Consider the following 25,756-nt stretch of genomic DNA (forward strand, 5'->3'; position numbering starts at 1 on the left):
AACGGCTTTGATCCCGAGTCCCTGGGAGCCGCAACTAGACAAACTTGTGACCTCGAGGGGGGCAGGCTGCTTGCGCTAGACAGTTATCGAGGTGTAAAAACTTTATATTTTCTTGTTTGATAGCAAAAACCCATCCGATTGGATGGGTTTTATCTGTTTTCCTTAACAGCATTCACCAGGGAATCATATGTAATCTTCCAATGTGATGCATGCCAGGCAACATCTCCATTATTAAATAGTATGGCCTGAGGAGACTCATGTTTGATATGAAAAGCTTCTGCAATGTGATTTGACAAAGGACGATCATCCTGTACAACTAAGTAATAAGCATTTACATCTTGATGATCTTTTACAAAGCTTTCGTATTCTTCATACGCTGCGCCGCTCACCGGGCAAGTGGAACTGTGTTTTAAAACCAGCAGCTGTTCTCCCGATTCTACTGCTTGATTAAAGGATTCATGGCTATCAAATTTTTTCATTTTCTTGCCTCCTCAACTAAGCCAGGCAAAGCCTCGCTCTTTAAATTAAATAACGGTGAAGTAATCGTACCACTTCACCGTTGCTTAAACAATTATAATTAATTATACTTTTGCTCGGTTTCGTCAAAAGCCTTTTTCGTCTCCTCCAGCTTCATTTGGATTTCCGCATCATTTACTGGTGCGTTCCCTTCTGCCTGGAGTGTCTCGTTAGAGATGGCCTCTCCATTTTCTTCAGCTCCCCCGTTTGCAGCAGCTTGTCCATTTTGAGCGTCTTTCATGCTTTTTACTTTATTAACGAGTTCATTGGATTGCTTTGTCACCGATTGGGTCAGCACAGTTGTTTTTTCTTTTGCAGCATTAGCCAGTTCGGTACCTTTTGTCATAGCTGTTTCACGGTACTGTCCCGACTTTTCTTTTAATAGGGCAGCCTTTTCGCTTAAATCGCTCTGAAGCTCTTTGCCTGATTTAGGAGCCAGGAACAGAGCGGTAGCTGCGCCAACCATGCCTCCGATTAAGGCACCAATCATGAAATCTTTCGTATTGATATTTTCATCTGTTTTGGCCTGATTTGAATCAAATTGAGTACGGTCTTGGCTATTCATTCTCCTTTTCCTCCTTTAAATCTAGTATCTTGATCTTTCTCTCTGGCGTTCAGGCGGAAGCATCTGTTTCTCGCTGACGTTGTACTGATAAGGGTCTTCTTTTCTCATTTTCCACTTATCCTTGATTTCAAGGAGAACATTGCTCCACTGTACCACCTGTGAGATTTTATCTTTATTCTGTTCAAGCTGTGTGTTTACAGAAGATGTGATTTTCTGAATAGATCCATTAAATTTGCGGACGGAGTCACCAACTTCTTTTACCGCAGTCACGACACTGTTCAGGTTTTCAGATTTCTGCTGAATGTCTGTAGCCAGTGAATTAGTTTTATGCAGCAGGACTGTGGTTTCCTTCGTGACACCATCTAATTGCCTTTCAAGGCCTGCCAATGTGTGTGATACGTTATCTAATGTCCCTTGTAAGGATTTTAACGTTTTCGCCAGATATATGACCAAAACAAGAAATGCTATAGCAATGACTGCTACACTTAAGTATAAAATAATTTCCAATTCTTACACCTCCGGTTGTCTGTATACTAACTTTTTACCCAGATGCACTGCCTCTAAACCAGGAGTACATTAATAGATTCCACTTGTGAAGTCCAAATTCCTTCTCTAACAGGTATTTTCATCAGTTAAAGTAAATTTTAGCACAATTGGAAAAGGTTAAACAAAACCTTTCATTTCGGGTACAATATTAGTTGTCGGAAAAATAAATTTACTGGAGGTATTTATCGATGAAAGATCCCCGTATTGCAAAACTGGCAAAAAATTTAATTAACTATTCAGTCCGACTTCAGAAAGGCGAGAAGGTCCTTATTGAAAATTTCGGACTGCAGAAGGAATTAGTGACCGCGCTGGTTAAGGAAGCATATGCAGCTGGAGGATACCCGTTTGTTTCCTTAAAAGATCATCAGGTTGATCGTTCCCTGCTTTTAGGGGCACAGGAGGAGCAATTCAATATGATGGCTGAGTTTGAAGCAAATGTTATGAGCAAAATGGATGCATACATAGGACTGCGCTCCGGGGAGAACATCAACGAGCAGGCTGATGTGCCGGATGATAAAATGAAGATCCATGGATCAACCATCGGACAAAAAGTGCATAGAGAAATCCGCGTGCCAAAAACGAAATGGGTGGTTTTGCGTTATCCTAATGCTTCCATGGCCCAGCTGGCTAAAATGAGTACAGAGGCATTTGAAGATTTCTATTTTGATGTCTGCAATTTGGATTACGGCAAAATGGACAAAGCAATGGACAGCCTTATGGAATTAATGAATAAAACCGATAAAGTCAGAATAACTGGCCCTGGAACAGATCTATCCTTCTCGATTAAGGATATTCCGGCAATCAAATGCTCAGGCCAAATGAATATCCCTGATGGAGAAGTCTATACTGCCCCTGTACGTGAGTCTGTCAACGGCGTCATCACCTATAACACTCCATCTCCGTACCATGGTTTTACATTTGAAAATGTAAAACTGACATTCAAAGACGGGAAAATTATTGAAGCGGAAGCCAATGACAGCGAACGCATCAATAAAATCTTTGATACGGATGAGGGTGCGCGCTATATTGGTGAATTCGCTATCGGGGTTAATCCATACATTCTTCATCCGATGCAGGACATTCTGTTCGATGAAAAAATTGACGGAAGCTTCCACTTCACACCTGGACAATGCTATGACGAAGCCTATAATGGCAATAAATCCAATATTCATTGGGATATGGTCAACATCCAGCGCCCTGACTATGGCGGGGGTGAAATCTACTTTGATGAGGTATTAATCCGTAAAGACGGGCGATTTGTCATTAGTGAACTTGAAGCATTAAATCCGGAGAATTTAAAGTAATAAAAAAGCCTCAGGTGTCATCGGGCTTGACCCATGAGCCGACGGCGCCTGGAGCTGGACAGGTATCAACATTCAAAAATCATATAGAAAAGGATGCTTCCTTACCGGAGCATCCTTTTTTATGATTTTATATTTGGTTTTCGTATGCCTGCTGGAATTTTTGGATATCCCCGGCACCCATAAACATAATTACGCTATCTTCATGATTCCTTAGTACAGCCGTTTCTTCTTCATTTAGAATTTGTGCATTGGGAATTTTGGCCTTTAAGTCATCAATCGTAAGTTTTCCATGGTTTTCACGGGCAGAGCCAAAGATTTCGCAAAGATAAACTTTGTCAGCCAAATTAAGACTTGATGCAAAATCATCAAGAAAGGCCTGGGTTCTCGTAAATGTATGCGGCTGGAAAACTGCAACCACATCCTTTTCAGGATACTTTTGTCTGGCAGCTTCTACTGTTGCCTTAATTTCTGTCGGATGGTGGGCATAGTCATCAATAATTACCTGAGAGCCCACTTTCTTCTCGGAAAATCTTCTTTTCACCCCTTCAAAGGAAAGAAGCTGTTCCTGGACAATCTTCGCATCGATCTCTTCATAATGACAAAGAGCGATAACAGCTAAAGAGTTCAACACGTTATGGTCTCCATAAGCTGGGATAGAGAAAGTCTCATAGAAGGTGTTGCGGACAAATACATCAAATGTTGTTCCTTCTGTAGTTTTAACTACATTGCGTGCCTGAAAATCATTATCTTCTCCAAAACCATAGAATACCACGGGCACTTTTGCCTGGATTTTTTGCAGCTGCTCGTCATCACCGCATGCGAAAATCCCCTTATTCACTTGCCATGACATTTCCTGAAAAGCAGAAAACACATCTTCAATGTTGGCAAAGTAATCAGGGTGGTCAAAATCAATATTCGTCATTATTGCATAATCAGGATAGTAAGAAAGGAAATGCCTTCTGTATTCACAAGCTTCGAAAACAAAATATTCCGCTTCCTTGTCCCCTTTGCCCGTACCGTCTCCAATAAGGAATGAAGTTGGTTTTGCGCCTCGCATTACGTGCGCAAGCAAGCCTGTAGTGGATGTTTTCCCATGAGCTCCCGTCACAGCAATGCTCGTAAAATTCTTCATGAAATCACCTAAAAAGCGATGATAACGCACAACAGGCAAACCAAGCTTCATTGCTTCCTCAATCTCTTCATGTGTGTCCGGATATGCATTCCCGGCGATTACCGTCATGCCCGGCTGTATGTTTTCCTTTTGAAAGGGAAGGATCTTTATTCCGGATTTTTCAAGTGCCACCTGAGTAAAAAAGTGTTTCTCAAAATCGGAGCCTTGAACCTGATAATTCATATCATGCAGAACTTGTGCCAATGCACTCATTCCAGACCCCTTAATACCTACGAAATGGTAAATAGTCATATAAAGAACCTCCAACCATCGTATATCTGTAAAACAGTATATGACATATATCTAGTTTTGCGCATATCCCCTAAGAAGACATGCTTCCATGACTGTGCTGCTAAGCTTTTCCGCTGTCACTTTTATTTACTTACACTTTAATGTATTGAATCATTATATCATTAATCGATTCTAAAAACTATGTAACGTATTGCCAGCTATTTATTCCCCAGAAATAAAAAATAAAACATTAGATTTCAGGAAGGCTCTCCACGTAAGGTCAGGAACCTTTAATTTTGACTTCGAAAAGGCTCTCGTTAAACGGTTAACCGCCTCATTACTTTGAATAGAAATAAATGGTCCAATAGGAAGATCATACATCTGGATTGGTATTCTTCTAATAAAATACCACCCTATTGACAGGTCCGGCTGGAACACCCCGTGCTGACTTAAGAGGAAAGAAGTGTTATCTTCCACACCAGAGGCGGAGATTTTCTCTTGACTTACATCTAAAATCCGGATGGGTTCCATGACTGATGTTAAAAAGAGAGCCCCCTGAATGAGATCTGACTCTGAAAGCTGCCTGTAATTGTTCTTTAAGAACAGACTAAACATAGTTGAGCCTTGAATGGTTTTATAATCAAAGAGAAACCAATCCTGAAAAACTTCCTGCTGAATAGGCGAAAAAGCCGCTTCAGGAGCAAGACCGAGCGTTTTCCGAAATAAATGCTTTGCCCGGACTTTCTCTCTGATATTAGCCGTCCGTTCCGTATAATCCTTGCTTAATGTGTATAAACGCAGAGCATTATTCTCTCCCTGAACCTGTTTAGCTTTACGGAAAGAATGTAAATCCAGAATTGAGCCGTCCATATCCATTTAGGATGCTCCTTACTTTCTTGTAAATAGCGTTCTGTTAATCAACCTTTTCAAGGCGGGGGTTTGGACGATAACGGCGTCCTGCCTTAGCTGCATGCTTACCGTCAATCATTACATTGTCTCCAGTGAATCCTGTGGTGATCTTCAGCAGGCTGCTTCCAATTCCATAGGTATCAACAGGAACACCCTGTTCTTCAAATTCACGGATTCGGGATTCAGTAAAACCGCCGCTCACCACAATCTTCACATGTTGGAACCCTTCATCATCCAGTGCTTTTCTTAAAGCAAAAATCAGTTCTGCATTGACCCCGCGCGGGTCAAACGTTCCCAGCAAATGCTGATTTCTTAAGAAATATTGATCAATCATGGTTCTTGATGTGTCAACCCGGACACCTTTAAGCTCTTTGCCAAAGGCTCTTGCCACTTTCAGGGAATCGGTGATGGCATCATTGTTGTAGTCTACCAGAGCTACTAAATCGTCTTCAGGAAACGTCTCCTGATAAGCCTTAGTAGATGCAACGATATCTCCCTCGAACATTTGGATCAATGCATGCGGCATTGTTCCCATGCCTTTTTTGCCCCACCATTCATTCATGGCATGCGTGGCCTGGGCTGTTGCACCCCCAATAAAGGCTGCATAGCCATCTCCTGCCTGGGTGATATAATGATCATCCCGGTCCCCCATGAAGATGACCTGCTTTTGAACACCAGAAACACCTGCTGCTTTCACCACATTATAGACATTCGTAGCAACTGAAGTTCTTCTGGCCAATATGCCGTCAATTATTCCTTCGAGATATCCGAAATCCTGATATCTTCCTGTTATGGTTAAAACTGTCTCAAAGGGTGAAATCTTGTCACCGTCTTTTAATGAATGGATTTCCAGATCATCCGGGCGGTCCGCAAATGTTTTTAGCAGCGCAATGACTTCATCCGTACCGCATAGAACGGCATGATTTTTTTGGAAAAACTGCATGGTTACGATTTTATCCTCGTGAAATTTCTTAACAATTTCTCTTGTCTTAAGGAAGTAAACCGCTGAAAACCAGCCATCTCTTACACGTTCATCGAATTTAAAAGTCTGGTTTGTCAGACGTTTGATTTCTCCTTTAACCTTCATTTCAATTTCCTTCATCCCTAAAGCTCCTTAGAAACATTAAAGAAAGCAGGTGCGCCTGCTGACTTGTGTTTGCAAGGAGCAGGCCTCTATGCCGGCAGCCCGCCAGCTTAAGAATGCTTTCTTCGTTTATCGTAGTTGTTATTCATATTATTTTAAACATGCAAATAAAGAATACCATGGATTAATTTAATGTACTAGTCTCTTGTATAGATTCAAGATCAGCTTCTGTAATGAGGACATCCCTTGGCTTGCTGCCTCTATTTTCAGAAATGAACCCTTGTTTTTCCATCAAATCAATCAGCCTGGCTGCCCTATTATAGCCTATTTTAAATCTTCTTTGCAGGCTTGAAGTGGAAGCTGCTCCCTGATCAACAACAAACTCGCATGCTTCAAAAAATAACTCATCCTCTTCTTCTATTGCATGAGCTTTTTTCAGAAGTTCTTCCTGCTCAAATAAATAGTCAGGATCGCGTTCCCTCCGTACATGAGCAACCACATCATCAATTTCTTTATCTGAAACAAATGTCCCCTGCAGCCTCACTGGCTTTGAGGAGCCGTTTTCAAGGAAAAGCATATCTCCCCGGCCAAGCAATTTTTCAGCTCCGCTAATATCAATGATTGTTCTTGAATCGATTTGGGATGACACAGAGAATGCAATTCTTGTAGGCACATTCGCCTTGATTAAACCGGTAATAACATCCACGGAAGGACGCTGGGTTGCGATAATCAGATGAATTCCGCAGGCACGGGCTTTTTGTGCAATCCGGCAAATGGCTTCTTCCACATCGGCCGGCGACATCATCATTAAGTCAGCCAGCTCATCAATCACAATGACCATAAATGGCAGCTTCTCTGAATATTGCTGATGCTCTTCTGCCAGCTCATTAAAACGGATTATATCTCTCACACCTGCATGGGCAAACAACTCATATCTGCGTTCCATCTCCTCGACAGCCCACTTCAAGGCTGCCGTTGCTGCTTTTACATCGGTAATAACCGGGCTGACCAAATGTGGAATTCGATTATATGGTGCAAGTTCGACCATTTTTGGGTCGATCAGAAGAAGCTTCAATTCATCGGGACTCGCCTTATACAGCAGGCTTACCAGGATCGTGTTAATACAGACGCTTTTCCCCGACCCCGTTGCACCGGCAATCAAACCATGAGGCATTTTCCGTAAATCCGTCACAATCGGCTTCCCTGAGATATCAAGCCCCAGCACAGCCGTTAATGGGGATTGGCCAGTCTGGAACTCCGGGGTGCTGATGATCTCACTAATAAATACCGGACGGCTTTTCTGGTTTGGAACCTCAATGCCGATTGTATGCTTTCCTGGTATTGGCGCTTCGATCCGAATATCCCTTGCTGCCAGACTCAGCTTTATATCATCTGAGAGGTTCGTGATTTTATTCACCTTGACACCTGGTTCAGGCTGTACTTCAAACCTTGTTACAGAAGGTCCTTGAGTAACATTAACCACCCTCGCCCTGACATTGAAATTTTGCAGTGTAGAGTTTAACATCTGTTCCTGTTCGTAAAGCCAATCGGAAGCTTCCTCCATGATTACTGGCGATGTCAGCAATGTCTGGGAAGGGAAATGGTAATAAAAAATTTCTTCGTCATCCTGATATGTCTGTTTATCTTCAAATCGGTCCATTTCTGAAGCAGGCGGCGACTGCTCTGCAGGTTCTTCCATAGGCAAATGGTTCTCCGGTGGATGATCCTCGATCTTTTCTGCTGCAGCAGCAGACTGCTGGATATTTTCTGGCGGAAACATAGCGATATTATTTTTTTTTTCATCTGACGGTCTTGCCATCTTATCCTGCTGATTCAGTTTTTTTCTGTCATTATTCAGCATGATGACATTAAATGGAATTGACCCTCTTGATGAAGAATTCTTCTCTTCCTGGACATTTTCTTCCTGCTGCGGGGTTGTAGCAGCAGACTTTGTTTCCGTTTCTAGGTATTCATTTATATCTGCAGTCTGTTTTTCCTCTGCATCTTCAGCCCTGTTTGTATCAGAAATCAGCTCAGCCTGAGAAGAGAACGAGCCTGTTATTTCCCCGTTATCTTCAGGATCAGAACTTAATTCAGCTTTATCAGGCGTCTCCGGTCCTTCTGCTTGTGAGTTTCCTTCTTCTAAGTTTATATGGATAAACTTTTCCGAGTCACTTTTAGCATCAATCCCTAAATCGTTATGGAATTCATTTTTTTCTGCATCCTCTTCAGCTTCAATCTCAAGGATCGCATCAGATCTCAATTCGCTCTTTCCTGAGAGTTCTGCTGTGTATTCTTCTTTTTCTTCTTTTTCTTCTTCTTCTTCGTGCAGAGCCTCTTCAATCAAGTTTGCGAGCGATCTGCTGATTTCCGATTCTTTTTTATGACCTATGCGATCCTCACTGCTGGGAAATTCATCGTCTGGCCTGGAAGATCCAAGCTGTATGGCAGGTTCCTTATGATCTTGCCAGGCAGGATGTGCTTCTTCATGCTGCTCTGTTTTTTGGTAATCTTCAGGTACTTCAAACATTAATTCAGACGCTTCACCTATTTTGTATCTTTTTGCTGCAGGTTCCTCTGTTTCCAATGCAGAAGCCTGTGCCTGGAAAGCTTTCTGTTTATCGGAAATGACAGTTTCTCTTTCTTCAACCGAAACAGGATCGGTTACCTTCGGCCGATTGGGAGGAGTCTGCTGAATTTTGCGCATAACCTCATCGTATGTAAGTTCCCTGTGGTTATATTCCTGTTCCCCGTTATCTGAATTATCTTTCTGGGCATTTGGCCGTGGTCTCTTAAATCCATATATCGGAGATGGAATTTCTGTTGGCTGGAAAGGCCTTTTCTTGCTCGCAGCCTCTCTTTCATTACGGGTCAGAATTTTTTCTTCACTGGCAGGTGCTGGCGCAGACTTCCTTTGCCGCTCCCTATCTGCGGAACGAGGAGACCTTTTTTCATGGATTGGAGTATCCACAGGCTTTTTCTGCCATTCCGTTTCTCCTGCCCTGGATTTCCGTTTTTCAGTTTTATTTACAGGCTTCCCACGATTATGATCCTGTCGATTATGATCCTGTCTTTGCTGCCTCTTATTCCCCCGTTCTGCTTCATGGTCAGGTATGACCGGAAAACGGAATTGGCCTTTAGGGTATTGATAGACTACTTTAGCATCTATGTCTCTTGAACTTTCTTTTGTTCTTTTAGAAGTCGGCTGCTTTTCATAGTTAGGCTCATCTGCATGTTCTTCAAATTCCTCATATTCTTCCTCATCACTTTTAAACACATGGAATAGCTTTTTAATCCAGCTCATTTATATCAACTCTTTCTATTAAAAACTTTGTTAGACTTTCTATATTATTTTAGCAGTTATTCACAGATTTTGAATAAGAAATCCGAGAATGAGTCCTTATAAAGACAGAATGGGTAAATTTACAAACAAACTAAAGGCTACAGACATACTTTCGACTCAGGCGGGTGATTAAAGGTTCATAAGTAGAGATTTACAAGGAACTGTTTAACATTCATATAAAATAACTGATCTATATAAATCATTCGGTAATGACTCCTGGAGGTTTATTGCCTTGTTTTCAGGAAGAATCAGTGCGTTAAACAAAAAAAGGACCACATTGCTGTGACCCTAAAAACCTACTTCTTTTTATTCTTACCCAAAATAAATATTGGTTCAAACTCTCCATTCTCATATAGGAATGACAGGGAAGTAATCGGCACTCTGCCGCTCGCAAAGAAACTCATAGTCATTTGGGCGAGAACGTCATAGCCTGTTTCATTTTTTATATCAGCAATGATCAATACGTCTTGATGCGGAACGGCAACAGCCATGGATCCTTCTGCTTTCCTGTCCATTTCTTTAATAAAGGAATCATTCAGTATTCTGCTTGCATCATATCCATCATTTTTGTTTAAGAAATAGAAAGTATTGCCTGCAACAGTATCCGATTTCATATCTGTCGACAGGGATCTTACGTTGAAAAGAGCCGTTTCTCTAATTCTTTCCGGATCCCAGCCCTCTTTTTCCATAAGCTTTGCATCAATGAGGCGATACGTATTTCCGAGATCGAGCGCATAGTAAATTCGTGTTTCAGCCGTATGTTCATCCGTCAAAAAAGGAATGCCTTCCTGTGACTCAACTGGAAATGAGGTTGATCGGATGACAGGAAAAATATTTTTTTCATGTCCCGACAAATGGGCATCCTCCACCATTGCTTCCAGGCCTTCCTCCACATAATAAACGACTTCGTCAATCGCTTTTTCCTTTTGCTCCTGCCATTTAGCAATAATGCCCGGAAGAGAGATAGTAATTCCTTTTCCAGTGTCCTTATTTTCGATTCTGAGCTGATCTTTTTCCCTGTCAAAAGAGAAAGTCCGGTTTTCTTTTGCTAAGCGCTGCTCCAATTCATTTTTCATCTTTTTGCTATCCATTTTCATATATAAGCCCCTCCTTATGGGGATTGATTTCCGACTATCATTTTACACTAATAAACCCTCCTGCTCAAAAGAGATGCAGGAGGGCCTAAAAGCCGAAGCTCCTTTCCCACCCCCGACACCTTGAGAGGGCAGGAGCTGGAGCTAGACAGTAATCTAAGTAAAAATTTGAACACTAAATGTACGCAGGCTTATTGTTCAAGAGTTTCAATAAAGTTTTCAATTTCTTCCTGGGTTTTGCGGTCTTTGCTGACAAAGCGGCCAAGTTCCTGGCCATCCCTGAATCCAATAAAGCTTGGGATCCCAAAGACATCAAGCTCAATGCAAAGATCAATGAATTGATCGCGATCTACATAAATAAAAGTGTATTCCTTATATTTTGCTTCAATTTCAGGCAATACCGGGTCAATAACCCGGCAATCCGGACACCAGTCAGCTGAAAACATGAAAATATGTTTCCCATTGCTGCGCATCTCATTAAATTGCTCTGCTGATTCCAGTTTTTTCACTTTTTTTCGCCCCCTGTGCTGATATGCATGTCTCCAAATTGGATCCAGCCTTTTTTCCTCATATATTCAGATAATATCAGGCTGATAAGCGCCGGTCCAATAAAATGCAATATAATGACCTTCATCCAAACATCTGAACCAAAGCCCATCGTTGTAAAAGTCATTATCTGGCCAACCAGCCCGCTTGTTCCCATGCCTGCTCCTGCAGCATTGTTCTCCATTAGCCAGACGGTCGTTCCGAAGGGTGCCAGGACCGCACCTGCAAGGGTAGGAGGAATAAGAATACGCGGATTTTTAATAATGTTAGCTACCTGCAGCATGGATGTTCCTATTCCAATCGCTACTAATCCGCCCATTTTATTTTCCCTGAAGCTGCTCACTGCGAATCCGACCATTTGTGCTGCACAGCCAATCGTGGCAGCTCCTGCTGCAACTCCGTGCAGATCAAGCATAAGCGCAATGGCGGCTGAAGAAATGGGAGCCGTCAAGGCAAGGCCCATTAATATCGCCACAATGATGCCCATGATGATTGGCCTTTGCTCTGTCCCCCACATGATCAGGCTGCCAAAGCTCTTCATTCCATAATCGATCCCAGGGCCAATTAATGTTGAAACGATATAACCTGCCATAATTGTAACCAGCGGTGTTACAATGATATCAACCTTTGTTTCCTTACTGACCAGTTTTCCAAGCTCTGTGGAAATAAGGGCAGCCGCGAAACTCCCTGCCGGACCGCCAAGTGCCGCGCCGGCAGCCCCGCTGGCAATAGCAGAAAAGATAACCAGAGGCGGCGCATTAAGTCCGTACGCAACTGCAACACCAATTGCAGGTCCCATAAGCCCCATAGCCAGAGTGCCCATATCCTGCAGATATTTGAAATCTGTCTGTTGTCCAATTGTCTTAATAATTAGCCCAATGATCAGCGAAGCGAATAATCCAAGGGCCATGCTGCTCAGTGCATCTATAAAATATACTTTAGGTGAAAGGGTTACCCCTTTTCTATTCAGAAAGGCTCTCATTATTTTCCCCCTATGTAAAAGTTCTGCAACTATAAGATAACACATGTAAAGACACTTGTAATATAAAATCTTTTGTATTCTTATTGTTCTTTATAATAGGGGTTTTCTATCATAATTTATTAAAAATAAATTCTTTTAAAAAAATGCAAAACAAAAACGAAGGACATTGCCCTTCGCTTTAGTTCTTCACCTGGACAGAATTAGCAATCTCCATCATTGCAGCGGCCTCTGAGGATAAATTTCTGGTCCCAGCCTGCGTAGATAATTTTACTCCGCCAATTCCGACTACCAATTCATGCTCGTCTTTTTTCCCGCTGTTGATTAACAGGAAGCCATTATGTCCATCTTTTGTATACGTCTCTTTAACTTCATATTCATCTTTTTGCTTTATGGTAGCATCATATACAACCTTGCTGTCCGGACCTTCGTGCTGGTTGTAAAAAAGGATATACCGTTTGGAGCCATTTTTTAAAATGATGTTATTTGGACTTTCCTCTTCTACTTCGTAGCCGAAAGGCAAATAATATTCTATATCTTCAAACTCATGATTTGTCTTTTCAGGTGATAGGTTAAATGCTTCCTCTGCAGCATTCTTTGCGGCAGCTTGCTCTTCTTCCAAGGATGCTGAACAGGCACTGAGCAGTATAAATGAAATTAATAAGAGCAAGGCTGCGGTGAATCTTTTATACATAATAAAGTCCCCTCCTTGCATGGAATCTCATATTCTTCCCTATCATACATTTCTTCTTAATAGTCTGACAACCCTTCATATAAGGATTGAGAGCCTTTTCACTGCGTTACTTCTTAGAAGAAATGTTAAAATATAAGAATATTGCATAAAGGAGGAAATAGAATGGAAATAACCGTCTATTTAGCAGGTGAAATACATTCCAATTGGCGCAATGAATTAAAGGAGAAAGCTAAATCACTTCAGCTGCCTGTTCATTTTACAGGCCCTATGGAAAACCATGACCGTTCTGATATGATCGGAGAGGAAATTCTCGGGAAGCAGCCGGATGCAATCTTCCGCGATGAAGCCGCTTCAAGCATCAATAACTTAAGAACACAGCTTCTTATGCAAAAATCAGATCTGGTGATTGCTTTGTTTGGTGAAAAGTATAAACAATGGAACACTGCCATGGACGCAAGTGCTGCTGCTGCACTTGGAAAACCGCTGATCCTCATCCGTCCCAATGAGCTTCATCACCCTTTAAAGGAGCTGTCAAGTAAAGCAAATGTTACAGTTGAAACGGTCAACCAGGCCTTGAAAGTTTTGTCGTACATCTTCGAAACCGAATAGAAAAAAGGGGGTTAGCACTATGCTAGCCCCTTTTTCTATATTCATATTGTCCAATAAGAAGCTTCATGACATGTGAGAACATGTCAGCACGATTAATTTGCCCATTTGTAAAAATCCCAACAGCTCCTTCATTTTTGCGGACATTTTCTTTTTTTGCGTAATCATCCATTACAGGGCCAAGTTCTTCGCCAGCCAAAAGCCGGGCTGCAACCCCATCAGGTAGAGGAATCCTGGCTCCGCCAGCAATAATCGGAGGCTGCCCTTTTTCCGCCAGAGCCCCCCAATTACAGAGAAATAGCCCGTATTCTGTTTTTTGCACACCGCCCTCGAGGCCAATACCAATTTGTCCGCGGGATGCTTGGAGTGATCCATATGCTCTGTTGATGGCCCCTTTTATGGTTTCTTCATCCGAGAATGGCTGGTCGTTCACTCCTGAGGGCACATCTTCGGACATAATAACAGCTTCATAATGGCTAAAAGCAGTTTGTACTGCCAAAATCTTTGCGGGATTTTTTGAACCAATGATGACTTTCATGAGAGCTCCTTTCTTATTACAGGAAAAAGAGACAGCTTCTGCTGTCTCATCTGCTTAACTGTTTTTACGGATGGTTTCTACTGTTGAACGGTCACAGGCTTTTACTAATTTAACAAGCAATTCCTTTGCTGCTGCATAATCATCGACATGCACAATGGATGCATGTGTGTGAATATAACGGGAGCAAATGCCGATTACTGCACTTGGAACACCTTCATTGGATATGTGAACTTTACCTGCATCTGTTCCGCCTTGCGAGACAAAATACTGATAAGGAATGTTGTTCGTTTCAGCTGTATCCAGAACAAATTCCCTCATGCCGCGGTGTGTTACCATTGAACGGTCCAGTATCCGCAGAAGTGCTCCTTTGCCTAAATGGCCGAACTCGTTTTTATCCCCGGTCATATCGTTGGCAGGACTTGCATCCAAAGCAAAGAAAATATCAGGATTAATCATATTTGCTGCTGTCTGTGCACCTCTTAAGCCAACCTCTTCCTGAACTGTTGCTCCGGAATAGAGAATATTGGGAAGTGATTCACTCTGGACTTCCTCTAAAAGTTCCACAGCCAAACCACAGCCGTAACGGTTATCCCATGCTTTCGCCAGGATTTTCTTTTCATTTGCCATTGGTGTAAATGGACAAATCGGCAGAATTTGCTGTCCTGGCTTAATGCCTATTCTTTTCGCATCTTCATGGTCATCTGCACCAATGTCAATCAGCATATTCTTTATTTCCATCGGCTTGCTGCGCTTTGCTTCGTCTAAAAGATGCGGAGGAATTGAACCGATAACTCCTGTCACCGGTCCATTATCTGTAATAATCTGGACTCTTTGTGCCAGCAAAACCTGGCTCCACCAGCCTCCCAGTGTCTGAAAACGGATCATGCCATTATCTGTTATGGAAGTGACCATGAAACCAACTTCATCCATATGGCCTGCCACCATAACAGTCGGGCCGCTTTGATCTCCTCTTTTCACGCCAAAGATGCCTCCAAGCTTATCCTGAACGACTTCTTCTGTATACTGGCTGATTTGTTCGCGCATGAATTTCCGTACTAAATGCTCGTTTCCAGGCGCCCCTGGCAACTCTGTCAATGTTTTAAAAAGCTGCAATGTTTTTTCGTTCATTATTATTCTCCTTTATCAATTTCCAAATTAATTGGCTATGCAGATATGTATAATTTCATTTTACAGAACTTTCATACGTCTTTCCAGCATTACAGGCAGGAAACTTCGATTGGCGAAATTTAAGCTGTGTATTATTTATTTTAGTTCAAGCCTATTTTTGATAAGATAGAATTGGAAAACAGAAAAATTTGTAAAAATGTACTGCTTATATCATCAGCCTGGGGAGGTGCAATTATGAATTGGAAGTCATTTATCTTAGGTGTTGGGGTTGGTTTGGCAAGCGGATACGCAGCCAGGGAATTACTGTCGCAAAAAACTGCTGTTTCCCCTGAGAAAGCTTTGGCAAATGCAAAGGATGCATTTAAACAGGAAGGGCCGATAAGCGGATCATGGATTCATATGAAAGCTGAACCTTATGAAAAAGGACATTTAAAATATCAGGTTTATAAGGGCGGCATTTCGAAGTTTTCGGGTGAAGAAGCCGAGCAATATGAATTCATTGCCGACGCAGAGACTGGAACCATTTTGGACGTTTTTCCACTGCATTAAGAAAAGCGCAAGCGCCTTGCCCACGAAGGAACGCAGACTAAGAACGCCACGTTCTCCCAAAAAGAAGTGTTTTTCCTTCTAAAAGAAAACGGCTTTTGACCCGAGTTCCTAGGAGCAGCAACAAGACAAGCTTGTGACCTCGAAGGGGACGCTGCTTGCGCTAGACAGTTATCGACGTTCAAAGTGTATTAAAAAAATCCCCGGATGGGGATTTTTTTAACTTTGTTTCTTTTCCACCTTCTCAGCAATATTTCCTGATTCATCCCACTTGACTGCCCTGTAAAAAGCATCATGGTAAAAAGTAAACCATGCATTTCTTTTCAGCCCGTATCCCATCCATTTTTCCTTAGCACTTATGGAATCCATCGGGTAGTCATCGTAAGCAAGAACCCAAAGTACATTCGCATGGGCATGAGTTGGCATGATATCAGCCATATGAATGACGGTCTCATCCTCATCTTCGATAACAAGTATAGAATGTCCATCACTATGGCCGCCTGTATGCACCAATTTAATAGGGCCGAGCGCCCACTCTCCTTCAAAGACTTCCACCTGATCCTGGATGGACTCCCAGTTTTCTTTCCAATATGTATTCCTTGAACGAATATTAGGATTTCTCATTTCTTCCCATTCCACTCGTGATGCAATGATTCTGGCATTTGGAAATACAGAAGAAAATTTTCCTTCTTCCGGTTTTGTCAGACCGCAGGCATGATCAAAATGAAGATGCGTCATAAGGATATAATCGATGTCCTCGGGTGACAAGCCGTGCTTTGCTAAATCCTGTTCAGCAAAAGACTCTTCAAGGGCTCCGAAATTCCTCTTCTGTTTATCATTCAGCTTCCCGTTTCCAAGACCCGATTCGACTAAAATATTTTTACCGTCAAATTGAATAAGGATGGGATCTGTTCTCAGTTCGATCTGATTATTTTCATTGCAGGGATATCTTTTAGACCACAAAGGCTTAGGGACGACTCCAAACATGGCTCCGCCATCAAGATGTGTTACACCTCCGCGAAGCCAGTACAGCTTTATGTTCTTTAACTCCAATGCTTCCATCATTATCTCCTCCATTTAAGTTTTTCTGAGCAAGCGCTCGCTTTCCCCTTATCTCATATTAACATTTAAGCGCTTACTTGTAGCAATATTTAAATTATTTCACGCACAAGCAAACAGCGAAATATAGCAATACCAAAAAAAAGCCTATCCATCGGGATAGACTAGCTTATTTGTATTGAACTTCACATCTGAATATACGGCTTCCCCTTGAAGAAAACTTCTCTTCATATTCGGTCATGATGTTTCCTTCATAATCGCTATTATGAAGGTCCAGGCTGACAAATGTAAGAAGCATGCCATACTCGGAGAAACTCATAAGAGACGATTCAAATAATCCCTGGTTATCAGTCTTAAAGTGTATTTCCCCTTTATCCCCAAGGATATTTTCATAAATCTCCAGGAAGCTTCTATAAGTCAGCCTGCGTTTTGCATGGCGTTTCTTTGGCCATGGATCTGAGAAATTGAGATAGACACGATTGACTTCGCCTTTTTCAAAGTAATCCCGAAGATCATTGGCATTTACATTCAGAAGCTTTACATTTGGAAGTTCATCCTCGATGATACGATCCAGAGCAGTAACGATGACGCTGTCAGCGAGTTCAATTCCAATATAGTTGGTTTCCGGGTTTGCTTTTGCCATTCCAGTTATGAAACGGCCTTTTCCTGTCCCAATTTCTATATGAAGGGGCTGATCTTTATCGAAGGCTTCCTTCCACTTTCCTTTATATTTTTCAGGTTCTGAAATTACGTATTGTGGATATTCGGCTAATTTATCTTTCGCCCAAGGTTTATTTCGCTGTCGCATGTTGACACTCCTAAAAATTAATATCGTTCAAACAATATCATGCCTATCGCAGTGATGCAACTTTATTTTCAGGGGGATTACTAAAGTCGTTCATCCCTTGTTTGTAGTTTAACCCAATGGCACTCAAACATCTAAATTACCATCCGCCAATGAATAAATAAAAAAAGGAATCCACAACCTAAAAGTGAATTCCTTTTGTTTTTATTTTCAGCTTCAATAGAAAGGGTGCTTTTCATGCCGCTTGGACACCAGGATCAATTAAATTTATTAAAAGATATTTTAAGCAATCATCAGACAGATTGCTGTGGCTCTATTTCAGAATGTGAACAATTGGAACGATTGGTTAAATCATTAATGATCAACGGAAATATTAATCAAAACGTAAAAACAGTATTAGAAGAAATTTATGAATACAGTCAGCACGGGATTAATTCTTCCCAATTGGATACTCACATTGAATCCCATCAGAATGAATTATCACAATGGGTACAGGATATAGATCAATTTTCGTAAATATTAAAGGAGCTCATCCAGATAGGAAAGCCATTTTTCCATTTCCTGGTATCTGAATTTATTTTTATGCCATTGGATCGATGTCAAAGTCTGTGCAATCACATACCAATTCATGCGGAGCAGCAAATTATCTGTCAATTGAATACCATACCGCTCAAGCCAATTTGGCCATTCTTCTTTAGGAATATACCAATACAATAGCATTCCCAGATCAATGGCCGGATCCGCTATCATGGCTCCATCCCAATCAATCAAGTACAGCTGGTTGTTTTCCGAAAGCAGCCAGTTGTTATGATTCACATCGCAATGGCACACCGTATTTTCCTCACAGTGGATATGCGAAACCTCTTTCTTCAGGAAATCGACTGACTGAATAACAGCAGCCTGCTCCTTCAGATCACAATCCAGTTCTTCCTCAATCAAACACAATAGGGTTTCGGGCTGCAGTGGAGACTTCCCCATTCTTGTCAGCATACCAAGCAGCGGCTTTGAAGAATGAATTTTTCTCAAAAGCTTTGCCACGCTTTCCTGATTCATGTCAGAGGCTTTTAGCTCTCTTCCATTAAGCCATTGCTGGGCAGTTATAACATCCCCATTTTCCATTCTTTTTGTCCAGATAAGTTTCGGGACGATTCCTTCCGCAGACAGAACCGCCAGGAAAGGAGAGGAGTTTCTTTTAAGAAAGAGCCTCTGCTCTTCGTGCTTTGCATAGAAGGCTTCCCCTGTCGCCCCTCCGGCGGGAACAATCTCCCAGTCATGTCCAAATAAATGTTCCAAAATTGTTCACCTGCAATTTAGTAAGCCATTGTAGAAAAGCGCAAGCGCCTTGCCCACCCCCGACAAGCACAAGACAGGCCTCCAAGAAAGGCGTCTTTTGCCTTTTTAGGGGAATCTGCTTGTGAGCTCGAGGGGGTAGGCTGCTTGCGCTAGACAATTCTCGAAGTTCAAATAATAAAAAGTTGAAAAATAAGCCCTGTTTTTTGCAGCAAGACTTATTTTGCCATGGCCAATAAAAAGGCCGTTGCTTAATAATGTTTAGTTCTATTCGACTATAATGCATTTTCGCCAATATAGCTGTTTATCAGGTTAATTAAGTAAAGCACCTATAAGCACAAAGTAATCAGCAAAGACAAACCAGCAATGTTTGGGGACTTTAAAATAAAAAAAAAGCTATTGATGTTAGTCCCTCACAATAGCCATCTTTATAAATTTTATTCTTACTGGCTTTTTTCGTCAAGTGCATCTATTTAGGTTTACGGAATATCATCTGAAAAAATGAAGATTTTTCTGGTCGATTCATCAGTATTTTCTTTTTAAGGATAATATTTGAAATAATAGTACTGAACAGTAGTACTTCTATCTTCTGCAAACCAATACATATGAACATAATGGCGGTATTTCAAATCTGGTGTTAATCTTGCGAATAGTGGAAATACCGGCTTCACGTCCATCCGCAATAAGGTCCCAATCCCCTTCCGGGAGAAATATTTCTTCTTCAGTCATTAAAGGATTGATAATAACGGCTGCATGGCTGCTCTCGGTATTTTGATCACTGCTTGTTAACACATAACCTAATAGCGGTTTTTTAATATCCAGAAACTGCATGGAATTCCGGATCATTTCTGCATTGGCAAGCCTGAAAAGAGGAATTGACTTTCTTATGCTGATCAGGCCTTTAATATATTCAACATTATTTAAGTAATGGGATTTCCTTTCCCAGTCCAGATTATTGATGGAATCTGGAGCACGGTAGCTGTTTCCATTTCCTTCTTTGGTCCGAAAAAATTCCTGTCCGCTATGCAAAAATGGAATTCCCTGGGAAAGAAGAACCATCGCTGTTGCCAAGCGGTGCTTATGCTGCTGCACAAGAGGATCCGCATTTTCAGAACAAACCTGTATTTTATCCCATAGGGTATGATTATCATGCGATTCCACATAATTTACAGATTGGGAAGGGGAAAGGAAAATGCCTTTTTCCTTTTTTTCAAGGCCAATGCTTCCAGCCAATACCTGCTTTGCCGCATCATAGTAATGCTCATTCCCCAATGCATAACCTTTATCATATAAATTAAACGTACTGCCTTTGATGGAATCTCTGAACCAGTCATTGAATTGGCCGATTCCCGGCAGCTTTTCCTGGTTGCGGATGCTTGCTTTTTTGTCATCCGGTATAGGGGTATTCAAATCCCAGCCCTCACCAATAATAATGACAGACGGGTCAATCAATTCCGCATTCTGGCGAACTTCATTCATCGTTTCAATATCGAGTATACCCATCAAATCAAACCTGAACCCATCAATTTGATATTCCTTCATCCAGTATGATACGGAGTCAACAATAAATTTCCGGGCCATCATGCGTTCAGAAGCAAAGTCATTTCCAACACCGGTGCCATTTGATGGCATTCCATATTCATCATGCCGGAAGAAATAACCCGGTACGATTTTTTCAAAAGAAGAATGCTCGCGAATATAAACATGATTATAGACTACGTCCATAATGACTCTAAGTCCCTGGGAATGAACAGCCTGAATTAAGGCTTTCAATTCTCTGATCCGCGAATAGGGATCTAGAGGATCTGTAGAATAACTTCCTTCTGGAACATTAAAATGTAGCGGGTTATAACCCCAGTTATATTCTTCTTTTGGACTTTTTTCATCCACACCTTCAAAGTCATGGACCGGCAGAAACTCAATATGAGTAATGCCGAGCTGCTTGACATATGACAGGCATGTAGGCTCCCCATCTCTGCCAACGGTATTTGTTTCTCCCGCTCCTAAATAGAGGCCTTTCTGTACTGCCCCGCTCGCAGGATGAATGGTAAAATCCCTAATATGCGTTTCATATATGATGGCATCTGTGGGCTGCAGAAGCGGCGGAAGCTCCGGCTTTTTAATTTTTGTATTTTCCAGATTGACTACCGCACCATATTCCCCATTTATAGCCGAAGAGACTGCGTATGGATCAGCAGCTTCTTTCCACTCCAGGTTAATGCATACAAGGAAAGAATAAAGAAAACGATCCAGGTCGCCATTTACATCACAGCTCCAGACTCCTCTCTCTTCTCTGCTCATCGGAATAAGCTCAGCTTCCTCCTCCAATGCTCCTTTAAGCTTCAGCTTTACCTTTGCAGCTGTCGGAGCCCAGAGCCTGAAATGCGTCTTTTCTTTGCTGTACGAGAAGCCCAGCGGACCGTCATAATAGAATTTCTCATCAAAATCACTTGTACGAATAACAGCACCAATTTGCAGATCTGTTTTTCCCCCATATTCATCCACTATCCAATATTGTTTCCCGAATTCCGCTTCATGGTCTATTCTGCATGTATATTTAACGGCATCCTCAATCGCCATGCTTTTCAATATTTCAACAGGAAACTCTTCTTCCCAGTCAGTAAGGAGAGAGAACCCGGAAGAACGTCCCTGATGATAGCTGAAAGGAAGTATGATCGTAATGATGTGCATTTCGTCTAAGTATGCATTAAAAGTCCGTTCAATCGTTATCATTCCGAATTCATCTCCTTTACTTAGTCGGACGGTATTTTAAGAGCAGCTCTCTCCCAAAATCAACACCCATCTTTTACGTTGCCTATAATTACAGGAAGGGCTCCGGGGCAAACAGAGGCTGAAATCGGTGTGCTGCCTAAAGCCTCGCCATCTGCGTGAGCAGGAATGGGGTGTGAAGATCTAATAATGACATTCTGGCCCTGAAGAACTGTGACTTCTTTAAATTCTATATGACGCCCCTTGAAGACGGAGGCAAATACAAACAAAATTTTTATTCTTGATATATTGTGGACGACCGTAACATTTAGAATTCCATCAAAAGGATTTGCATCAGGGGAAATCATCATACCGCCTCCATAGAATGGCTGATTGGAAATAGTAATAAACCAGGCAGAATCAAAATGGAGTTTTTTGCCATCAATGACGATTTCAAGATTAGAGCATTTATAGGTAAACAGCTCTTTTACAAGAAAGAGAGCGTATACAAATTTGCCCAGAGATAACTGATTTAAAATACCTTTCACCTTTGAACTGTTTACTTTCCGGGAAATCAGTGCATCAAATCCAGCACCCATATTATTAATAAAATATGTTTTTTTCCCATCTATGTGCCTAATCATTCCGATATCAGCTTTTACAGAAGAATGACTGATCCCTTTAAGAATTGCTTTTAAAGATTCTGCCGGGTCTTTAGGTACTCCAAAGCCCCGCGAGAAATCATTCCCAGATCCTCCCGGAATAAATCCAACGGTCACATTCTGATGACCCACAGCGCCATTCATAACCTCATGAACCGTCCCGTCTCCTCCCACAGCAACAAGATATAATCTTTGCCCGCCCGCCTGTTCTGCATAGATTTTTGCCAATTCCCTGGCATGGCCCTGATATTCTGTCCTGGCTGCAGAGAAAGGGATATTTTCCTCTTTCAGCATCTGCTCAACTTTTTTCCAGACTTTCAGGCAGGAGCCATTTTTCGCCTGCGGGTTAATAATGAACTTAAGCTCTTCCCTGCTATGGGCTTTATCCTCGAGGAAATCTTCATGATTCATCCCGATTCTCCCACTCCAGCCTTTTGACTGATGCAGTCTGGCAATATTGAAGCAGTGCCTGTGCTCCTTTTAGTTGAACATGCTTGAGAGGCGAACGCTGGCTTCTCATTGTCTGAAACCATTGATCATAGGTCCTTTTCTCGATTAGCTGAACATCAATAGGAGCTGCCGGATATTCAATATAGCCATTTCGGGTAAGTAAAGCCTTTTTAATCGGCAATTCAATAGAATGAATTTCAAATATTTTTCGGACAATTTTTTCAGTCCTATTTAATGCAAGCAGCGGATTCAGAACCTTCTTTTCTTCCCCTTTTCCCTTTTTTGTCCAGAATCTATCCTTCGAACCTGAGAATACTGCTGAATCTTCTTCCTCCAAAAAGCTGATGCACCATACCTCTGTCGGGCTTATAACAATGATTTCTGTTTCCACAGGAGCCTTTTTCAGCAGAAAGATCGGATTGAACATGACAAGATACGTATCCGGATATCTCTGCAGAAAATACTTTAGCTTTTCATCATAATAGTAATGCTTATCGGGAAATGATTTTTCCGTTAATGTGGAGGTTGCCCATTTCATCTGAAATCGGTAAAGCTGGTCTAGAAACTGGTGTTTTAAATTATCAATTGTTTCTGGACGCACGGCAAAGGAGGCTTCAAATTCAAGGACGTCTTCTTCCTTTGTCACCTCATCCCCGACAGCCTCATATTCCTCTAATTCTTCATTTTTCCCCCGTTTTAATAAACCCTTTAGCTTTTCCATCAGCGGCTCTTTTTCTTCTTCAAGCCACTCTGCTGTGCCGGCTGTATATCGCTGCCCGGACTCAGGATTAAATGATTCATTTGCTTCCCATGCTTTATGCCATTTATCCCACTGCTGTTTTTTTAGTCTGACAAAACGGGAAGGATATACAAAAATGTCCTGCTGGTAACGTGAAACATAATCCTGCAATTTAATTAACTGTCCCATTCTCCTAGCCCTGCTTTCGTTTATACTTTCTATCTCTAATTATTCATTTATGTTCTTTTTATTTTGCCCGTTGATTTCCGCTGCAGGCACTCGCTTTCCACGGGGCTGCCGGGTGCCTCCTCGACGCGACGCGTCTGCGGGATCTCCCCTGGTGCGCTACTCCCGTTGGAATCTCGCACCTTCCGCTCCAATCAACTCAGTGATAAATATTTTATATTCTTTCAATAGCAGCAATTTCACCTAAGCCGTTATTCATTAATAGTATGTATTTATTTTATTCCGCCAGGAGCGGAAAGATGGCAATGCTTTCATATTTCGGTGTTTTATCCAGATGGGTCTGGTATAGGACGACTTCTGAAGCCTCAAATTCAAGGGGCCCCTCCTTGAATGGACTGTTAGCGTACAGCATGCTTTCCTGAAATGGATGAGTGCCAGCCCATTTTCTTGCCATAGTGATATGAGGTTTAAATGGTCTTGTCTCCAATTCAAAGCCCGCTTCTTGACATGCTGAATATACTTTCGATCTTAAATCTTGGAGATGTTTCTCCTGCTGTGTTCCACACCAGAAAATTCTTGGTGCGTCTTGTTTTCCAAATACGCCAAGTTTGCAGATATGCAAGGGAAATCTTTTTTCGTTTCTGATTGAGGCAGCGACAAGCTTGGCTGCTTTCTGCAGTTTTCCCTGCGGTGCAGACCCAAGAAATGCTAGTGTAATATGATAATCCTCTTGATGGACCCAGCGGCTAAAAGGCAGCTCTGGACTTAAAATTCCACAGTATTCTTTCAACTTACCCTTTGTTTCAACCGGTAATTTCAACGCAAAGAAAAAATGAGCATTCATTTGTTTGGACACTTAAGATTCCTCCATATTTTCACTTATTTTAACAAACATCAGTTAAAATTGGCAGATACTTTCTGTTTGACCTCCTATTTTAAGTATTCTTCCAATTCCTTTTGATTTGATTGGAATAGTCTGTTTTAGTATGATGGATATATTATGAATAGTTATAGATTTCCTTTGTTAGGATGAAAATAAACAGATGGACGTAAAATAACAAAGTATTAAACTTCCTTGTTATTACAGTCTTATTTGAAAGGGAGAGTCAGATGAAAGTTGTCAACAATCTCGCGGACTTAATTGGAGATACTCCACTAGTAAAATTAAACAAGCTCGCCCCTGAAAATGGAGCAAGCATCTATGCTAAGCTCGAATTCTACAATCCAAGCCGCAGTGTAAAAGACCGCGCGGCTTATAATATGATTGTCGAAGCTGAGAAAGCAGGTTCATTGAAACCAGGTTCAACCATTATTGAACCAACCAGCGGAAACACCGGCATCGGGCTTGCAATGAATGCAGCAGCACGTGGCTATCAGGCCATTCTGGTTATGCCTGATACCATGACGGCAGAGCGCATCAACCTTTTGAAAGCATATGGAGCAGAAGTTGTCCTGACTCCTGGAGATGACAAAATGCCCGGTGCAATAAAAAAAGCAAATGAGCTGGCTAAGGAAATCCCAAACAGCTTTGTACCGATGCAATTTGAAAATAGCGCTAACCCTGATGCACACCGCCATTCAACAGCAGTCGAAATTATTGAGGGCATGAAGGACATCGGCAAACCACTTTCTGCCTTTGTTGCCACGGCAGGCACCGGCGGCACGATTACCGGCACAGGAGAAGTCCTGAAAGAGCATTATACAGGGTTGGAAGTACATGTTGTAGAGCCCAAGGGCTCACCTGTCCTATCGGGCGGAAAGCCTGGCAGGCACAAGCTTGTTGGCACAAGTCCCGGATTTGTTCCGGAAATTCTCAATACGGATGTTTATGATGAAATCCATCAAATCAAAGATGAAGAAGCATATGATACGACGCGCAGAATGGCAAGAGAAGAAGGGATTTTAGTCGGTCCATCCTCAGGAGCAGCCTGCTATGCTGCCATCCAGGTTGCAAAAAGGCTAAAGCCGGACGATGTTGTGGTATTCATCGTTTGCGATACAGGAGAAAGATACCTTTCAAGCGATCTGTTTCAGTTTGAATAAGTAAGTTAAAAGA

25 protein-coding genes are annotated in these 25,756 nt (G+C 41.8%); 5 read left to right on the forward strand and 20 right to left on the reverse strand.

All coding sequences use genetic code 11. From position 1 onward, the window contains the following. Positions 1–149 precede the first annotated feature (149 nt). The 3 genes from ytxJ to ACR42H_RS22095 form a co-directional block, all read right to left on the reverse strand. Positions 150–479, reverse strand: a complete 330-nt coding sequence (gene ytxJ, locus ACR42H_RS22085; RefSeq protein WP_113882565.1) for a bacillithiol system redox-active protein YtxJ — start codon at positions 477–479, stop codon at positions 150–152. 98 nt (positions 480–577) lie between these two features. Further along, on the reverse strand, positions 578–1,081 hold the full coding sequence (locus tag ACR42H_RS22090; RefSeq protein ID WP_113882564.1) for a YtxH domain-containing protein: 504 nt from the start codon (positions 1,079–1,081) through the stop codon (positions 578–580). Between the two features lie 21 nt (positions 1,082–1,102). Next, positions 1,103–1,588: a DUF948 domain-containing protein gene (locus ACR42H_RS22095; RefSeq protein WP_113882563.1), complete on the reverse strand. Its 486-nt coding sequence runs from the start codon at positions 1,586–1,588 to the stop codon at positions 1,103–1,105. A 227-nt stretch (positions 1,589–1,815) separates the two neighbouring features. On the opposite strand from ACR42H_RS22095, the gene ACR42H_RS22100 reads away from it, so the two are divergent. Further along, entirely contained in the window at positions 1,816–2,931 is a 1,116-nt protein-coding gene (locus ACR42H_RS22100; RefSeq protein ID WP_113882562.1) for an aminopeptidase, read from the forward strand. A 127-nt stretch (positions 2,932–3,058) separates the two neighbouring features. Here the strand turns inward: ACR42H_RS22100 and murC are convergent, their stop codons facing one another. The 8 genes from murC to ACR42H_RS22140 all read right to left on the reverse strand — a co-directional run bounded on the left by murC (position 3,059) and on the right by ACR42H_RS22140 (position 12,982). Beyond that, positions 3,059–4,354 carry a UDP-N-acetylmuramate--L-alanine ligase gene (murC, locus tag ACR42H_RS22105; RefSeq protein WP_113882561.1) on the reverse strand — a complete coding sequence of 432 codons (1,296 nt, stop codon included), beginning with the start codon at positions 4,352–4,354 and terminating at the stop codon, positions 3,059–3,061. 201 nt (positions 4,355–4,555) lie between these two features. After that, a complete protein-coding gene (locus ACR42H_RS22110; RefSeq protein WP_113882560.1) occupies positions 4,556–5,209 on the reverse strand; it encodes a hypothetical protein in 654 nt (217 codons plus the stop codon). A 37-nt stretch (positions 5,210–5,246) separates the two neighbouring features. Next, a complete protein-coding gene (locus tag ACR42H_RS22115; RefSeq protein ID WP_113882559.1) occupies positions 5,247–6,344 on the reverse strand; it encodes a nicotinate phosphoribosyltransferase in 1,098 nt (365 codons plus the stop codon). A gap of 166 nt (positions 6,345–6,510) precedes the next feature. Further along, positions 6,511–9,630: a DNA translocase FtsK gene (locus ACR42H_RS22120; protein WP_436373270.1), complete on the reverse strand. Its 3,120-nt coding sequence runs from the start codon at positions 9,628–9,630 to the stop codon at positions 6,511–6,513. Between the two features lie 335 nt (positions 9,631–9,965). Then, positions 9,966–10,766: a DUF1444 domain-containing protein gene (locus tag ACR42H_RS22125; protein WP_436373272.1), complete on the reverse strand. Its 801-nt coding sequence runs from the start codon at positions 10,764–10,766 to the stop codon at positions 9,966–9,968. Between the two features lie 188 nt (positions 10,767–10,954). Then, positions 10,955–11,272 carry a thioredoxin family protein gene (locus tag ACR42H_RS22130; protein WP_243856048.1) on the reverse strand — a complete coding sequence of 106 codons (318 nt, stop codon included), beginning with the start codon at positions 11,270–11,272 and terminating at the stop codon, positions 10,955–10,957. Beyond that, on the reverse strand, positions 11,269–12,291 hold the full coding sequence (locus tag ACR42H_RS22135) for a PTS transporter subunit IIC (protein WP_113882555.1): 1,023 nt from the start codon (positions 12,289–12,291) through the stop codon (positions 11,269–11,271). Before ACR42H_RS22135 ends, ACR42H_RS22130 begins: the two co-directional genes overlap by 4 nt. Before the next feature lie 178 nt (positions 12,292–12,469). Next, positions 12,470–12,982, reverse strand: coding sequence for a hypothetical protein (locus tag ACR42H_RS22140; protein WP_113882554.1), 513 nt, complete (start codon positions 12,980–12,982; stop codon positions 12,470–12,472). A gap of 162 nt (positions 12,983–13,144) precedes the next feature. On the opposite strand from ACR42H_RS22140, the gene ACR42H_RS22145 reads away from it, so the two are divergent. Continuing rightward, entirely contained in the window at positions 13,145–13,591 is a 447-nt protein-coding gene (locus tag ACR42H_RS22145; RefSeq protein WP_009333344.1) for a YtoQ family protein, read from the forward strand. A gap of 22 nt (positions 13,592–13,613) precedes the next feature. On the opposite strand, the gene ACR42H_RS22150 is transcribed toward ACR42H_RS22145, so the two are convergent. Further along, a complete protein-coding gene (locus ACR42H_RS22150; protein WP_113882553.1) occupies positions 13,614–14,126 on the reverse strand; it encodes a DUF84 family protein in 513 nt (170 codons plus the stop codon). A 54-nt stretch (positions 14,127–14,180) separates the two neighbouring features. After that, on the reverse strand, positions 14,181–15,254 hold the full coding sequence (locus tag ACR42H_RS22155; protein ID WP_436373276.1) for a M42 family metallopeptidase: 1,074 nt from the start codon (positions 15,252–15,254) through the stop codon (positions 14,181–14,183). Positions 15,255–15,488: 234 nt separating this feature from the next. Between ACR42H_RS22155 and ACR42H_RS22160 the strand changes: the two genes are divergently transcribed. Continuing rightward, complete coding sequence (locus tag ACR42H_RS22160) at positions 15,489–15,803, forward strand: PepSY domain-containing protein (RefSeq protein WP_113882551.1); 315 nt, start codon at positions 15,489–15,491, stop codon at positions 15,801–15,803. A gap of 216 nt (positions 15,804–16,019) precedes the next feature. Here ACR42H_RS22160 and ACR42H_RS22165 read toward each other — a convergent pair whose 3' ends face one another. Together ACR42H_RS22165 and trmB are read right to left on the reverse strand one after the other, a co-directional pair. Continuing rightward, on the reverse strand, positions 16,020–16,862 hold the full coding sequence (locus tag ACR42H_RS22165; protein WP_113882550.1) for a YtnP family quorum-quenching lactonase: 843 nt from the start codon (positions 16,860–16,862) through the stop codon (positions 16,020–16,022). Positions 16,863–17,028: 166 nt separating this feature from the next. After that, positions 17,029–17,667, reverse strand: coding sequence for a tRNA (guanosine(46)-N7)-methyltransferase TrmB (gene trmB / locus ACR42H_RS22170; protein WP_436373278.1), 639 nt, complete (start codon positions 17,665–17,667; stop codon positions 17,029–17,031). Positions 17,668–17,901: 234 nt separating this feature from the next. Between trmB and ACR42H_RS22175 the strand changes: the two genes are divergently transcribed. Further along, a complete protein-coding gene (locus ACR42H_RS22175) occupies positions 17,902–18,180 on the forward strand; it encodes a YtzH-like family protein (RefSeq protein ID WP_009333350.1) in 279 nt (92 codons plus the stop codon). Between the two features lie 3 nt (positions 18,181–18,183). On the opposite strand, the gene ACR42H_RS22180 is transcribed toward ACR42H_RS22175, so the two are convergent. The 5 genes from ACR42H_RS22180 to thpR form a co-directional block, all read right to left on the reverse strand. Then, the gene (locus ACR42H_RS22180) at positions 18,184–18,957 is read right to left on the reverse strand and encodes a phosphotransferase (protein WP_436373280.1); all 774 of its coding nucleotides are present in this window, start codon (positions 18,955–18,957) and stop codon (positions 18,184–18,186) included. A gap of 579 nt (positions 18,958–19,536) precedes the next feature. Beyond that, entirely contained in the window at positions 19,537–21,687 is a 2,151-nt protein-coding gene (gene pulA, locus ACR42H_RS22185) for a type I pullulanase (protein WP_436373282.1), read from the reverse strand. A 59-nt stretch (positions 21,688–21,746) separates the two neighbouring features. Then, the gene (locus ACR42H_RS22190; RefSeq protein WP_113882546.1) at positions 21,747–22,736 is read right to left on the reverse strand and encodes a diacylglycerol/lipid kinase family protein; all 990 of its coding nucleotides are present in this window, start codon (positions 22,734–22,736) and stop codon (positions 21,747–21,749) included. Continuing rightward, positions 22,726–23,703 (reverse strand): NERD domain-containing protein, encoded by a 978-nt coding sequence (locus ACR42H_RS22195; RefSeq protein WP_436373284.1) that lies wholly within the window; start codon positions 23,701–23,703, stop codon positions 22,726–22,728. The genes ACR42H_RS22190 and ACR42H_RS22195 overlap by 11 nt, the downstream gene beginning before the upstream one ends. Before the next feature lie 274 nt (positions 23,704–23,977). Then, positions 23,978–24,556 carry an RNA 2',3'-cyclic phosphodiesterase gene (gene thpR, locus ACR42H_RS22200; protein WP_113882544.1) on the reverse strand — a complete coding sequence of 193 codons (579 nt, stop codon included), beginning with the start codon at positions 24,554–24,556 and terminating at the stop codon, positions 23,978–23,980. 254 nt (positions 24,557–24,810) lie between these two features. On the opposite strand from thpR, the gene cysK reads away from it, so the two are divergent. Next, positions 24,811–25,743, forward strand: a complete 933-nt coding sequence (gene cysK / locus ACR42H_RS22205; protein ID WP_436373286.1) for a cysteine synthase A — start codon at positions 24,811–24,813, stop codon at positions 25,741–25,743. Positions 25,744–25,756: the final 13 nt, after the last annotated feature.

Origin of the sequence: Cytobacillus sp. BC1816 (assembly GCF_051353635.1) — a bacterium.
Lineage (GTDB): Bacteria > Bacillota > Bacilli > Bacillales > Cytobacillaceae > Cytobacillus > Cytobacillus oceanisediminis_C.